This window comes from Streptomyces sp. NBC_01481, from assembly GCF_026339995.1.
GTDB lineage: Bacteria > Actinomycetota > Actinomycetes > Streptomycetales > Streptomycetaceae > Streptomyces.
This window is the reverse complement of the sequence record NZ_JAPEPT010000007.1, coordinates 340,162-353,915: the sequence shown is the minus strand read 5'-3', so window position 1 is coordinate 353,915 and position 13,754 is coordinate 340,162. Positions and strand designations below refer to the sequence as shown.

The following is a 13,754-nucleotide window of genomic DNA, read 5'->3' as shown; positions in this document are numbered from 1 at the left end:
GCTCAGCAGTACTGAAGTCCCAGGGGGATCACGACATGCGACCCATTCGCCCGACGCTGGCAGCGGCTTCCATCGCCGCCGTCATCGCGCTGGCTGCCACCGCCTGCGGTCCGAGCGAGGACAACGCGGGCGACAAGCCGAGCGCACCGGCCAGCCAGTCCGCCGACGGCAAGATCACTATCCCGGACGATCTCAAGGACCGGCTCAAGGAGCACGGGATCGACCTGGACAAGTGGAAGAACGGCGAGTGGAAGAACTGGGACAAGGACAAGTGGCTGCGTGAGGCCAAGGACTTCGTCAACCCGATCATCGAGGATCTGTGGGACACGGACCGGATGCGCGACGCCGAGAAGCCGCCGGAGAAGCCCGTCGACAACGACATCTCGGGCGACGAGGGTGTCACCGACCCGACGCCCGCGCCGGTCAACGCGCAGGCTGTGAAGGCTCCGTACCACTCCAACGCCGCTGAGGCCGGGAAGGTCTTCTTCGACGGGCCCGAGGGTTCGATGGTCTGCTCCGCGACCGTGGTGAAGGACCCTGCCCACCCCGGCAAGTCCAACCTGGTCTGGACGGCGGGCCACTGTGTGCACGCGGGCAAGAAGGGCGGCTGGTACCGCAACATCATGTTCGTGCCCTCGTACAACGACAGCGCCAAGCCCATCTCCGAGCTGAGGAAGGCGCCCAAGGAGGAGGTCGCCCCGTACGGCACGTGGTGGGGCGACTGGGCGCAGACCTCCGAGCAGTGGATCTCCCAGGGCGCGGCGACCGGCGGCCAGGGCGCTCCGTTCGACTTCGCCGTGATCCATGTCATCCCGGAGAAGGGCGGCACCGGCAAGTCCCTTGAGGAGACGGTCGGTTCGGCGCTTCCGGTGGACTTCAACGCACCGGCCGCGCCGAAGATCGCCAACATGACCGCCACGGGTTACCCGGCGGCGCCGCCGTTCGACGGCCAGAAGCTGTTCCAGTGCGCCGACAAGCCGGGCCGGCTCTCCATCACGGCCGACCAGCCGACGATGTACCGCATCGGCTGCACCATGACCGGCGGTTCGTCCGGCGGCGGCTGGGTGGCCAAGGGCTCGGACGGCAAGCGTGCACTGGTCTCCAACACCTCGATCGGCCCGGTCACGGCCGGCTGGCTGGCGGGTCCGCGCCTGGGCGAAGAGGCCAAGGGCGTCTACAACGCGGTCAGCAAGAAGTACGCGAGCCAGTAGGCGAGTTGCCCCCATGGGGCAGCGCGCTGACGGAAGGACAGGGGCCCGCGGCCGGGTGGCCGCGGGCCCCTGTCTGTTTCCTCGTGGAGACTCCGTGCAGGTGGGACCCCCGTCTCAACGGCACGCCGAGGCAGCCGCCTAGAGTGGTGCCGCAGCAAGGGGCGGCCCCGGAAGGCCGCCCTTTCGCGTGACACGTTCATGGCATAAATCCATTGCACATCAGGCATTGCGCATCAGGGGGAATCGTTTCCATGCGATCCATACGTCCACTGCTGGCTGCCACCGGCATCGCCGCGGCGCTCGCGCTGACGGCCACCGCCTGTGGCCCGGGCGAGGACAAGGGCGCCGGCAAGCCCGCCGCTTCCAGCACCGCTGCCGACAAGGGCGCCGACCTTCCCGGCCTGGCCGACAAGCTCAAAGAGCACGGCATCGACCTGGACAAGTGGAAGAACGGCGAGTGGAAGAACTGGGACAAGGACAAGTGGCTGCGTGAGGCGCAGGACTTCGCCAACCCGGTGATCGACGGCCTGTGGAAGACCGAGCGGATGAAGGAGGCCAAGGACCCCTCGAAGACGCTCGCCACGAAGGACGCCCCGGTCGACTCCGGCACCGACCCGGAGCCCGCGCCGGTCAAGGCCGAGCCGGAGAAGCTCCCTTACCACGACTACGCGGCTCCGGTTGGCAAGGTCTTTTTCGACTCCCCCGAGGGTTCGATGGTCTGCTCCGGCACCGTCGTGAAGGACCCGCGCAACCCCGGCAAGTCCAACCTCGTGTGGACCGCGGGCCACTGTGTGCACGCCGGTCAGAAGGGCGGCTGGTACCGCAACATCGTCTTCGTGCCCGCGTACAACGACAAGGGCAAGTCGGCGGCCCAGCTGGCGAACGCGCAGCCGCAGGAGATCGCCCCGTACGGCTCCTACTGGGCGGACTGGGCCTCGACGTCCAACGAGTGGATCAGCGCGGGCGGCCCGACGGGCGCCGGCGGTGCCCCGTACGACTACGCCGTGCTGCACGTGAAGCCCGAGAGGGGCACCAAGTCCCTGGAGGAGACGGTCGGCAACGCCCTGACGGTCGACTTCTCCGCTCCGGCGGCCTCCACCGTCAGCGCGATGGGCGCGTGGGGCTACCCGGCCGCTCCGCCCTTCAACGGCCTGATCATGCACAAGTGCATCGACCGTCCCGGCCGTCTGACGGTGGTCCCGGGCACGCCCGCGATGTACCGCATCGGCTGCACCATGACGGGCGGTTCGTCCGGCGGCGGCTGGTTCCGGGTCCAGGGCAAGAACACCGTCCTGGTCTCCAACACCTCGATCGGCCCGGTCACCAGCGGCTGGCTGGCCGGCCCCCAGCTGGGCAAGGGCGCCGAGCAGCTCTTCACCGTGATGAGCGAGAAGTACGGCGACAAGTAGCCGGCCTGATGGCGTGAACGCTTGAGGCCCGCCCCCCGAGCGGGGTGCGGGCCTCAAGCTTTGCGACAGTTGCGCCAGGACGAGGTCAGCGAGTCACGGGTAGATACGGCGCCAGCGCGGCGGCCAGCTCCTCATGCACCTGAGCCTTCAGCAGCGTGCCCTCCGTGGTGTGCTCCTCGGAGAGAACCTCGCCCTCGGCATGCACCCGCGAGACCAGCCCGCCCTGGGTGTACGGCACGAGGACCTCGATCTCGACCTCGGGCCGCGGCAGTTCGCCATCGATCAGCGCGAGCAGCTCGTCGATGCCCTTGCCGGTACGGGCCGACACCGCGATCGCGTGCCGCTCAATGCGCATCAGCCGCTGCAGGACGAGCGGATCGGCCGCGTCCGCCTTGTTGATCACCACGATCTCGGGCACGTCCAGAGCGCCCACATCGCGGATCACCTCACGCACTGCGGCCAGCTGCTCCTCCGGTGCCGGATGCGACCCGTCGACCACATGCAGGATCAGATCGGATTCGCCGACCTCCTCCATGGTGGAGCGGAACGCCTCGACGAGGTGGTGCGGCAGATGCCGTACGAACCCGACGGTGTCGGCCAGGGTGTAGATCCGGCCGCTCGGTGTCTCGGCTCGGCGGACAGTCGGGTCCAGGGTGGCGAACAGCGAGTTCTCCACCAGGACGCCGGCGCCCGTGAGGCGGTTGAGCAGCGAGGACTTTCCCGCGTTGGTGTAACCGGCGATCGCGACCGAAGGCACCTTGTTGCGCCGGCGCTCCTGGCGCTTGATCTCGCGGCCGGTCTTCATTTCCGCGATCTCCCGGCGCATCTTCGCCATCTTCTCGCGGATCCGGCGCCGGTCCGTCTCAATCTTGGTCTCACCGGGGCCACGGGTGGCCATGCCGCCACCGCCGCCGCCACCCATCTGCCGGGACAGCGACTGACCCCAGCCACGCAGCCTCGGCAGCATGTACTGCATCTGCGCGAGCGCGACCTGCGCCTTACCCTCTCGGGACTTGGCATGCTGGGCGAAGATGTCGAGGATCAGGGCGGTCCGGTCGACCACCTTCACCTTGACGACGTCTTCGAGTGCGATGAGCTGACCGGGGCTGAGCTCACCGTCGCAGACGACGGTGTCGGCGCCGGTTTCGAGCACAATGTCGCGCAGTTCCCGCGCCTTGCCCGAGCCGATGAAGGTGGCCGGGTCAGGCTTGTCACGGCGCTGGATGACGCCGTCCAGCACCAGCGCGCCCGCCGTCTCGGCGAGGGCTGCCAGCTCCGCGAGGGAATTCTCCGAGTCCTGCACCGTGCCCGAGGTCCATACGCCGACCAGCACCACACGCTCAAGGCGCAGCTGCCGGTACTCGACCTCGGTGACGTCCTCGAGCTCGGTCGAGAGGCCCGCCACACGCCGCAGAGCGGCGCGCTCGGTGCGGTCGAACTGATCGCCGTCCCGCTCTCCGTCGATCTCGTGGCTCCAGGCGACGTCCTCTTCCATCAGGGCATCGGCCCGAAGGCTCTCGGTGCGCGTCTCCGCGAAGCTCTGCTCGTCCTGGGAAGGGGATGAAGAGGAGGTCATTGGATCCTTTACGTCGATGGGAAAAAGCAAGATCAGTGCCGGAGGGAAGTCCGGTACACCAGTCACAACGCGTAACGGATCCGGATGATTCCCGAGGGGTTCCGGCCCCGGCCGCGTCGCCGACCTGTTGATGGTCGCACGCCCCCGCCCGGCCGTCACCCGGGTTTCAGCCCCCCACGGGGGGCGTGGGAACCGTGCTTCGCCAGTCCGGGTGCCCGGGCATCGGCGGCGTCCGCTCCGCGTACAGCCAGGCGTCGAAGAACGCCGACAGATCACGCCCCGCGATACGCGAGGCGAGCGCCGCGAAGTCCGCGGACGTGGCCGCAGCGTCCCGGTACTCCCGTACCCAGTGCCGCTCCAGCTTCCTGAACGCCTCCGTCCCGATCGTCTGCCGCAGCGCATAGAGGACCAGTGCGCTGCCGTCGTACACCACCGGCCGGAAGAGGCTGATCTTCTGTCCCGGCACCGGACGCTTCGGTGCCGCGGGCGGGCCGCCGTCCGTCCGCCACTGGTCGGACCGCTCGTAGGCCCCTCTCATCCGCGTCTCCATCGGCCGCTGCGCCTTCTCCTCTGCGTACAGGGCCTCGTACCAGGTGGCATGCCCCTCGTTGAGCCACAGATCGGACCAGTTGCGGGGCGAGACGCTGTTGCCGAACCACTGGTGGGCCAGCTCGTGCACCATGACCGAGTCGACGTACCACTCGGGGAAAGCCGTGGTGGTGAAGAGCGAGCGCTCGAAGAGCGAGAGGGTCTGCGTCTCCAGCTCGAACCCCGTGGATGCGTCGGCGATCAGCACTCCGTACGTCTCGAAGGGGTAGCGGCCGACCTTCTGCTCCATCCACTCCAGATGCGCCGGTGTCTTCTTCAGCCAGGGCTCCAGCTTCTCCCGGTCCACGGCGGGCACCACATCGCGTACGGGCAGCCCGCCCGGCCCCAGGCGCTTCACCACGGCCGAGCGGCCGATCGAGACCTGGGCCAGCTCGGTGGCCATGGGGTGCCGGGTCCGGTACGCCCACGTGGTGGTGGAGCCCCTCCGCGCCTTCGCCGTCCGTACACCGTTGGCGACCACCGTGTAATCGTTCGGCGCGGTGACACGGAAGGTGAAGTACGCCTTGTCGGCGGGGTGGTCGTTGGAGGGGAAGACCCGGTGTGCGGCGTCGGCCTGGTTCGCCATCGCCAGCCCGTCGCCGGTGCGCACCCAGCCCCCGGCGGTCGGCGGGCCGCTCGGGTCGCTGGTGTGGGTGACCGTGATGTTCATCCGGGAGCCCGATGCGACGGCTGCGTCCGGCTCGACCACCAGGTCTTCTCCGGCGGTGGTGAAGGTGGCCGGGTGGCCGTTCACATCGACCGTACGGACCGTGCCGTGCGTGAAATCGAGGTTGATCCGCTCCAGTCGCTCCGTCGCCCGGGCGCCGATCCTGGTGACGGCGTCCAGCGGCTTGCTGTTGCTGCCGCCGTAGGTGAGGGCGATGTCGTAGGTGAGGACGTCGTAACCGGGATTGCCCAGCTGCGGGAAGAGCGCGTCACCGATGCCGAGCGGTGCGGGCGGAGGCAGGGCCGCGGCGACGAGGGTGGCCGAGGCGGCGGCCAGCAGGGCGGCCCGCAGGCGCCGAGAAGTGAGCAGCATGCCCTACGGCTATCAGCGCGCCCGGCGAAGACCGTGACGGCGCGCGTCGCGCGCACTCGAACGAGGTCAGGCGGTGGCAGCCGGGTGCTGGGCACGGCTCACGTCGTACACCCCCGGAACATCGCGCATGGCCCGCATCAGGGCGAGAAGTCCTGCGGAGTCCGGGAGTTGAAGGGTGTACGTGTGCCGCACGCGCTGCTGGGTCGGCGGTTCGACCGTCGCCGAGACGATGGCCGCGCCCTGGGCCGCGATGGCTTCGGTGAGGTCGGCGAGCAGCCGGGGGCGGCCGAAGGATTCGGCGATCAGCGTGACTCTGCACTCGGCCGAGTCGCCCCAGGTCACCGGGATGGGCTCACGGTCGAGTGACTTCATGCGGGCCACGGCGGGGCATTCCTCGCGGTGAACCGTCACCGTGCCGCCGCGGACCGCGAAGCCGGTGACGGCGTCCGGCGGCACGGGTGTACAGCAGCCGGCGAGCCGGACGGTGGCGTCCGGGAGGTCGACGACGGCGTTGGCCGCGGCGGGCCGGTCGGCGGTGACGGGGGCGGGTCTGCGAGGGGCGGCGGCCGGAATCTTCGTGCCCTCCGGATGGGCCGCGAGCCAGGAGGTGATGGCGATGCGTGCGGCGGGTGTGCGGGCGTGGTCGAGCCAGTCGGGCGAGGGGCCGGACGCGGCGTCCTGGGCCACCAGCAGATGCACGGTGTCGCCGTCGCTCAGCACCGTACTCAGCGTCGCCAGGCGGCCGTTGACGCGTGCGCCGATACAGGCGTGCGCCTCCTCGCCGTACTGGGCGTACGCGGCGTCCACACAGCTCGCGCCGGCCGGAAGTCCGAGCGTGCCGCCGTCGGCGCGGAAGACGGTGATCTCGCGGTCCTGCGCCAGTTCGGCGCGCAGGGAGGTCCAGAAGGTGTCGGGGTCCGGGGTGGACTCCTGCCAGTCCAGCAGGCGGGAGAGCCAGCCGGGGCGCGTCGGGTCGGCGCGCTCGCCGTCGGCCGGCTCTGCGCCCTCGACGGGCACGTAGGGGTTGCCGAGGGCGATCACTCCCGCCTCGGCGACCTTGTGCATCTGGTGCGTACGGATGAGGACTTCGGCGACCGCGCCGTCCGGGCCCGCGACGGCCGTGTGCAGCGACTGGTACAGGTTGAACTTGGGCGCGGCGATGAAGTCCTTGAACTCGGAGATCACGGGGGTGAAGCAGGTGTGCAGCTCGCCCAGGACGCCGTAGCAGTCGGCGTCCTCGCCGACCAGCACGAGGAGCCGCCCGAAGTCGGTGCCGCGCAGCTCGCCGCGCTTGATGCGGATGCGGTGCACGGAGACGAAGTGCCGTGGCCTGATCAGCACTTCGGCCGCGATGCCGGCGTCCCGGAGCACTGTCCGGAAGTTCTCCGCGATGGCGTCGAGCGCGTCCCAGGCGGTCGCATTCTCCGCGATGAGGGCGCGGGTGCGTTCGTACTCCTCCGGGTGAAGGATCGCGAAGACCAAATCTTCCAGCTCGGTCTTGAGTGCCTGGACGCCGAGGCGTTCGGCGAGGGGGATGAGGACGTCGCGGGTGACCTTGGCGATGCGTGCCTGCTTCTCGGGCCGCATGACGCCGAGCGTGCGCATGTTGTGCAGCCGGTCGGCGAGTTTGATCGACATCACGCGGACGTCGTTGCCGGTGGCGACGAGCATCTTGCGGAAGGTCTCGGGCTCGGCCGCCGCGCCGTAGTCGACCTTCTCCAGCTTGGTGACGCCGTCGACGAGATAGCAGACCTCGGCGCCGAACTCCGCCCGTACCTGATCGAGCGTCACCTCGGTGTCCTCGACGGTGTCGTGGAGGAGAGAGGCCGTCAGGGTCGTTGTCTCCGCGCCCAGTTCGGCGAGGATCAGGGTGACGGCAAGGGGATGCGTGATGTACGGCTCGCCGCTCTTGCGGAACTGCCCGCGGTGGGAAGACTCAGCCAGGACATACGCCTTGTGCAGGATGGCGAGGTCCGCCTCCGGGTGGTGCGCGCGGTGCGCATCGGCGACATGGCCGATCGCGTCCGGCAGCCGGTCACGGCCTGCGGGCCCGAGAAGCGCGGCGCGACCCAGTCGGCGGAGGTCGATCCTGGGACGGCCGCGCCTGCGACTGTGGGCACCAGGGTTCGTGGCCTCTGCACTCATGGGCACCTCCGGCAGCTTCGACCGGCGGTGGAGGAGCAGGCGTGCCCTCCGGGCCGGTGCTTGATGCTACCGAGCCCACCACGTGGCGCAGTCCGGCTCTCGCTCAGCGTGAAACGGATCACCCATTCGAGCGAAGCTCTATGCGATCACGGTTTCGGTCCGAGCGAGGAGAAGCTACGCCCGAAGGGCTACGCCAGAGGGGGCCGCTGAGCGAGCAGCGCCGGTTCGATGTGGCCCTCGGCGACGATCACCGCGGGGCCGGTCATCTCGATCTCGCCGTCCGGATGCTCCGTGATCACGAGCCGCCCGCCGGGCAGATCCACGGTGTACGCGACGGGGGCGCCGGTGACCGAGGGGTCCAGGCCGTCCCTGCGGGCCGCCGCGACGGCGACGGCGCACGCGCCCGTGCCGCACGAGCGGGTCTCGCCGGAGCCTCGCTCGTGCACACGCATGGCGACATGGCGCTCGCCGCGGTCGACGACGAACTCGACGTTCACGCCGTCCGGATAGACCGACGCCGGGCTGTAGGGCGGTTCGCGGAACAGGTCGCCCGCGTGGTCCAGGTCATCGACGAAGGCGACCGCATGGGGATTGCCCATGTTCACATTGCGGGCGGGCCAGCTGCGGCCGTCGACCGTGACCGTGACGCCCTCCCGCGGGAACTGCGCGCGGCCCATCGAGACCGTGATGTCACCCGCGGCGGAGCCGCTGACGGACTCGGCCTTGGCGAGGTGCACCTTCTTGACGCCGCCGCGGGTCGCCACCGCCAGGTCGCCCTCCTCGACGAGTCCCGCACGCTGGAGATACCGCGCGAAGACGCGCACGCCATTGCCGCACATCTCGGCGATCGATCCGTCCGCATTGCGGTAGTCCATGAACCACTCGGCCTCGTCGGCCATGGCGTGTGCTTCGGGGTGAGCCGCGGAACGTACGACATGCAGCAGGCCGTCGCCGCCGATGCCGGCCCGGCGGTCGCAGAGTCTGGCGACGGCGGAGGCGGGCAGGTCGATGGCGTTGTCCGGGTCCGGAACGATCACAAAGTCGTTCTCGGTTCCGTGGCCCTTGAGGAAGGCGATCTGCGAGGTGCTCACGGATCAACTGTACGAGAGCCCGCCGACAACGCGGTCAGCGGAGGCGGGCCACACGCCAGACGGCGAGTGCGACGAGCGCGGCACCCACCCCGACATACATCGCGATCACTCGCCAGTCGGGGCGTTCGCCGGAGCCGAGGGGCGGCAGACCGGGCCAGGTGTGACCGACGCGGCGGGCGGCCATCAGACCCCAGCCCGCGGCGCAGCAGCTGATGAGCAGGCCCAGCATGGCGACGACGGCGCCGCCGTCGCCGGTGCCGAAGGCGAGGGGGAACGCGAACATCAGCGAGCCGACAGCGGCGAGCCCCACGATGGGGGCGAGCTGCCAGATCCGCAGCCTGCGCTGCGGCCGCAGTTCGACCTCGACCTCGTCCGGAATCACGTCCTGCTCATCAGGACCGTCGGGACTGAGACGGGACGCGATCTGCGCTGCGTCCCGTGCTTCCTGTGCTCTGTCGCGAGGGCCGGCCTCCATCGCCACGCGCCTCCCAACTCGGACTCCACGTCGATCGATGCTGCGATGATGGCACGCTCCAGGGTGCCGAAATGACGGGCAGTGCGTCCCGATGCCATCACGTGATCAGGCTGTGACCGCTCGTTCGACCAACGTCAGCGCCAGGTGCGGAAGTTCCGCCCGGTCCTCGGCGGCGCCGCTCAGCCAGTGCACACGCGGGTCCCGGCGGAACCATGAATCCTGGCGGCGCGCGAAGCGCTTCGTGGCGCGCACGGTCTCCTCACGCGCCTGAAGTTCGGTGCACTCCCCCGCGAGCGCCGTGAGCACCTGTTGGTAGCCGAGCGCGCGCGATGCCGTGCGCCCCTCCCGCAGACCCTGCGCCTCCAGCGCGCGCACCTCGTCGACGAGACCCGCCTCCCACATCCGGTCGACGCGCAGCGCGATGCGCTCGTCGAGCTCGGGGCGGGCCACATCGACGCCGATCTGAACGGTGTCGTAGACGGCGTCATGTCCGGGGAGGTTGGCCGTGAAGGGCTTGCCGGTGATCTCGATGACTTCGAGTGCCCGCACGATGCGGCGGCCGTTGCTGGGCAGGATCGCTTTTCCGGCCTCCGGGTCGGCGGCGGCCAGCCGGGCGTGCAGGGCACCCGAGCCACGCACCGTCAGCTCCTCCTCGATCCGGGCGCGGATCACCGGGTCGGTGCCGGGGAATTCGAGGGCGTCGATGGCGCCGCGTACGTACAGCCCGGAGCCGCCGACGAGGACAGGTGTACGGCCTTCGGCGAGCAGCCGGTCGATCTCCGCCCTGGCCAGCCTCTGGTACTCGGCGACGCTCGCGGTCTCGGTGACGTCCCAGATGTCCAGCAGTCGGTGCGGGACACCGCCGCGCTCCTGGGTCGTCAGTTTGGCGGTGCCGATGTCCATCCCTCGGTAGAGCTGCATGGAGTCGGCGTTGACGACTTCGCCGCCCAGTCGCTGGGCCAGGAAGACGCCCAGATCGGACTTTCCGGCCGCGGTGGGACCGACGACGGCGATGACCCGCGGTGCGGGAGCTGCACTTCTCACTGCCCCAGTCTCGCAAACCCGCGGGCATGTCCCCGAACGAGCGAGGTGACGGCACGGGACAAGGTTCGTTGCCTGTTGCGAGGTTCCGAACGCCGGTTTCTCGACCGGGTGCCCGCGGGCGGCGCAATGGAACGCTCCGGGCGACGCGGAACTTCGTCCACACGAGTAGCCTATGGAGCAGATATGGGTGTTTTTTCACGGTTTCGTCGTAAGTCCAGCACGACTGTCGAGGCGTCAACCGAGGAAGCGACCGCCGGGACACTGACGGCCGAGTCCTCGGTCGATTGCGGTTCCGACGCCGGTACCGAGAAGGCGGGTACCGACAGCGGTTCGGTGTCCGGGTCCGATGCGGGTCCGGAAGCGGAAGCGCCGAAGGACGCGGCGGCGAAGGTCACCGAAGCCGAGGAGGCCGCGGTTGTCGAGAACGCGGTCGCCGAGAGCGTGGAGATCCCCAAGCAGCAGTCGGCGGATGAGGCGGCGGACAACGAAGCCGACGAGGGCGCCCGCAAATAGTCCCGCAGTCCCCCACGAGGGAAGGTGACCCATGGGCTTCATGGACTCGTTGAAGGTCAAGCTCGCCCCGGCCAGGAACAAGGTCTCCGACTTCGCGCTGCAGCACGGGGACACGATCGAGCACCGGTTGGACAAGGCCGCGAGAGCGGTCGACGCCAAGACCAAGGGCCGGTACAGCAGCAAGATCGAGTCTGGCACCGGCAAGGCCAAGGACGCCCTGGACCGCATTGCTCACAAGGCCGACACCGCACACAAGGACGACGGCACCACTCCGCCGCCCGCCTGACACATCAAGCACATCGACGGACGGCCGCGGAACGCTTGTTCCGCGGCCGTCCGCCGTTGCCGCCCGGCCGTTGCCCCTCCGCTACGACCAGGCGGCCACGAAGTAGCCGACGCCATAAGGAGCGTCCTCGTAGAGCAACTGCCCTGCCAGGCCCGCCCCCTCGGCCGCCCCCGCAAGAACCTGCCAGGGCGCGCGGCCCGCCGCCTTGAGTTCGTACGCCAGGGACTCGTCCAGCGCCTTGAGCGCCTCCACGTCGGCCGCTCCCAGCGCGCGAGCGGCCTGCGCGTCGAAGTCGGCCGCCCGCTCGTCCAGATAGCCGGGCGCCTTCAGCGTGCGGCAGGCGCTGCCGTCGCCCATCACCAGCAGCGCGACACGCTCTGCCCGGGCGCCGAGCTCCCGGCCTACGGCAAGGCAGCGCTCCGGGGCGAGTGGCTCGCCGACGCCGATGCCCTCCACCGGGGAATTCCACTGGGCTCGGGTCAGCAGCCAGGCTCCGACGGCGAGGGACGGCGGCAGCGGCCGCTCCTGGCCCTCGCCCGTCCCCAGCGTCACGTCGATGTCGACACCGAAGCCGTGGAAGGAACCGGTCGCGCCCGCCGCATACGGACCGTTGCTGTGCTGTTCGGCGGGCCCGATCACGACCAGCAGATCGGGACGGGCGGCGGCGAGCACCCCGAGGGCGTCGGAGCACGCGGTACGCGCCGCGTCGAGTTCCGGCGCCGCGCCGGCGGCGACGTCGGGCACGAGCAGCGGCGGGCAGGGGCACACGGCGGCGGCGACAAGCATGATCGGCAGCCTAATGCGTGTTCACGGGTGCCTCACCGACGCCGGTCAGTGGCTGCCGCACGCGGGCGCGGCAGCGGCCGGCAGCGGCTCAGGAACGCCGATCTTCGGCAGCCCCAGCATCACACCGGCAGGCTTCGCGGCCGCCTCGGCGTTGCGCTTCTCCCAGGCGTCGCCCGCGCGGGTGCGCCGTACGGATGTCGCAGCGCCCTCCGCGAGCAGGTGGTGCGGTGCGGCGTAAGTGATCTCGACCGTCACCACATCGCCGGGGCGCACGTCCTCGTCCGGCTTCGCGAAGTGGACGAGACGGTTGTCGGGCGCACGGCCCGAAAGCCGGTGCGTGGCCCCGTCCTTGCGGCCCTCGCCCTCCGCGACCATGACCTCCAGCGTCCGGCCGACCTGCTTCTTGTTCTCCTCCCAGGAGATCTCCTCCTGGAGGGCGACCAGGCGCATGTACCGGTCCTGGACGACCTCCTTGGGGATCTGCCCCTCCATGGTCGCCGCGGGGGTGCCGGGGCGCTTGGAGTACTGGAAGGTGAAGGCGTTCGCGAAGCGCGCCTGCCGCACGGTGTGCATGGTCTGCTCGAAGTCCTCCTCGGTCTCGCCGGGGAAGCCCACGATGATGTCGGTGGAGATGGCGGCGTGCGGAATCGCGGCGCGCACCTTCTCGATGATCCCGAGGAATCGCTCCTGCCGGTACGAGCGGCGCATCGCCTTGAGCACGGTGTCCGAGCCGGACTGCAGCGGCATGTGGAGCTGTGGCATGACGTTCGGCGTCTCGGCCATCGCGGCGATCACATCGTCCGTGAAGTCGCGGGGGTGCGGCGAGGTGAAGCGGACCCGCTCCAGGCCCTCGATCTTTCCGCAGGCGCGCAGCAGCTTGCTGAAAGCCTCGCGGTCACCGATGTCGGAGCCGTACGCATTGACGTTCTGTCCGAGCAGGGTGATCTCACAGACGCCCTCGGCGACGAGCGCCTCGACCTCGGCCAGGATGTCGCCGGGCCTGCGGTCCTTCTCCTTGCCGCGCAGCGCCGGCACGATGCAGAAGGTGCAGGTGTTGTTGCAGCCGACCGAGATGGACACCCACGCGGCATACGCCGACTCACGGCGGGTCGGCAGCGTCGAGGGGAAGGCCTCGAGCGACTCCGCGATCTCGACCTGTGCCTCTTCCTGGATGCGGGCGCGCTCCAGCAGGACCGGCAGCTTGCCGATGTTGTGCGTGCCGAAGACGACGTCGACCCACGGCGCCTTCGTGACGATGGTGTCGCGGTCCTTCTGGGCCAGGCAGCCGCCGACGGCGATCTGCATCCCCGGCCGCTTGGTCTTCATCGGCGCGAGCCTGCCGAGATTGCCGTAGAGCTTGTTGTCGGCGTTCTCCCGCACCGCGCAGGTGTTGAAGACGACGACGTCGGCGTCACCGTCGGCGCCCTCGGGCGCACGGACATAGCCCGCGTCCTCCAGGAGGCCCGACAGGCGCTCGGAGTCGTGGACGTTCATCTGGCACCCGTAGGTGCGCACCTCGTAAGTTTTCGCACTCATCGCGCCAACCAGGGTACGGGGTCGCACTGACGCTCCGCCTCGCCCGTCCGCGAGC

General features: G+C 69.7%; 12 protein-coding genes. 4 read left to right on the top strand and 8 right to left on the bottom strand.

The window, feature by feature from the left end:
- Nucleotides 1–35: 35 nt before the first annotated feature.
- On the top strand, nt 36–1,211 hold the full coding sequence (locus OOK40_RS33460; RefSeq protein WP_266489139.1) for a serine protease: 1,176 nt from the start codon (nt 36–38) through the stop codon (nt 1,209–1,211).
- A gap of 251 nt (nt 1,212–1,462) precedes the next feature.
- Nucleotides 1,463–2,620 (top strand): serine protease, encoded by a 1,158-nt coding sequence (locus tag OOK40_RS33455; RefSeq protein ID WP_266489138.1) that lies wholly within the window; start codon nt 1,463–1,465, stop codon nt 2,618–2,620.
- 85 nt (nt 2,621–2,705) lie between these two features.
- Here the strand turns inward: OOK40_RS33455 and hflX are convergent, their stop codons facing one another.
- The 6 genes from hflX to miaA all read right to left on the bottom strand — a co-directional run bounded on the left by hflX (nt 2,706) and on the right by miaA (nt 10,578).
- Nucleotides 2,706–4,196 carry a GTPase HflX gene (gene hflX, locus OOK40_RS33450; protein WP_266489135.1) on the bottom strand — a complete coding sequence of 497 codons (1,491 nt, stop codon included), beginning with the start codon at nt 4,194–4,196 and terminating at the stop codon, nt 2,706–2,708.
- A gap of 166 nt (nt 4,197–4,362) precedes the next feature.
- Nucleotides 4,363–5,823: a M1 family metallopeptidase gene (locus tag OOK40_RS33445; protein ID WP_266489133.1), complete on the bottom strand. Its 1,461-nt coding sequence runs from the start codon at nt 5,821–5,823 to the stop codon at nt 4,363–4,365.
- Between the two features lie 66 nt (nt 5,824–5,889).
- On the bottom strand, nt 5,890–7,968 hold the full coding sequence (locus OOK40_RS33440; protein ID WP_266489131.1) for a bifunctional (p)ppGpp synthetase/guanosine-3',5'-bis(diphosphate) 3'-pyrophosphohydrolase: 2,079 nt from the start codon (nt 7,966–7,968) through the stop codon (nt 5,890–5,892).
- A gap of 188 nt (nt 7,969–8,156) precedes the next feature.
- Nucleotides 8,157–9,059, bottom strand: coding sequence for a diaminopimelate epimerase (gene dapF, locus OOK40_RS33435; RefSeq protein ID WP_266489128.1), 903 nt, complete (start codon nt 9,057–9,059; stop codon nt 8,157–8,159).
- A gap of 34 nt (nt 9,060–9,093) precedes the next feature.
- On the bottom strand, nt 9,094–9,534 hold the full coding sequence (locus tag OOK40_RS33430) for a hypothetical protein (RefSeq protein WP_266489125.1): 441 nt from the start codon (nt 9,532–9,534) through the stop codon (nt 9,094–9,096).
- A gap of 105 nt (nt 9,535–9,639) precedes the next feature.
- Entirely contained in the window at nt 9,640–10,578 is a 939-nt protein-coding gene (gene miaA / locus OOK40_RS33425) for a tRNA (adenosine(37)-N6)-dimethylallyltransferase MiaA (RefSeq protein ID WP_266489123.1), read from the bottom strand.
- Nucleotides 10,579–10,761: 183 nt separating this feature from the next.
- On the opposite strand from miaA, the gene OOK40_RS33420 reads away from it, so the two are divergent.
- Both OOK40_RS33420 and OOK40_RS33415 read left to right on the top strand, forming a co-directional pair.
- Entirely contained in the window at nt 10,762–11,091 is a 330-nt protein-coding gene (locus OOK40_RS33420) for a hypothetical protein (protein WP_266489121.1), read from the top strand.
- A gap of 31 nt (nt 11,092–11,122) precedes the next feature.
- A complete protein-coding gene (locus tag OOK40_RS33415; RefSeq protein ID WP_266489118.1) occupies nt 11,123–11,377 on the top strand; it encodes an antitoxin in 255 nt (84 codons plus the stop codon).
- A gap of 81 nt (nt 11,378–11,458) precedes the next feature.
- Here OOK40_RS33415 and OOK40_RS33410 read toward each other — a convergent pair whose 3' ends face one another.
- Nucleotides 11,459–12,163 (bottom strand): class III extradiol dioxygenase subunit B-like domain-containing protein, encoded by a 705-nt coding sequence (locus OOK40_RS33410; RefSeq protein WP_266489115.1) that lies wholly within the window; start codon nt 12,161–12,163, stop codon nt 11,459–11,461.
- Nucleotides 12,164–12,208: 45 nt separating this feature from the next.
- Nucleotides 12,209–13,699: a tRNA (N6-isopentenyl adenosine(37)-C2)-methylthiotransferase MiaB gene (gene miaB, locus OOK40_RS33405; RefSeq protein WP_266489113.1), complete on the bottom strand. Its 1,491-nt coding sequence runs from the start codon at nt 13,697–13,699 to the stop codon at nt 12,209–12,211.
- Between the last annotated feature and the right edge of the window lie 55 nt (nt 13,700–13,754).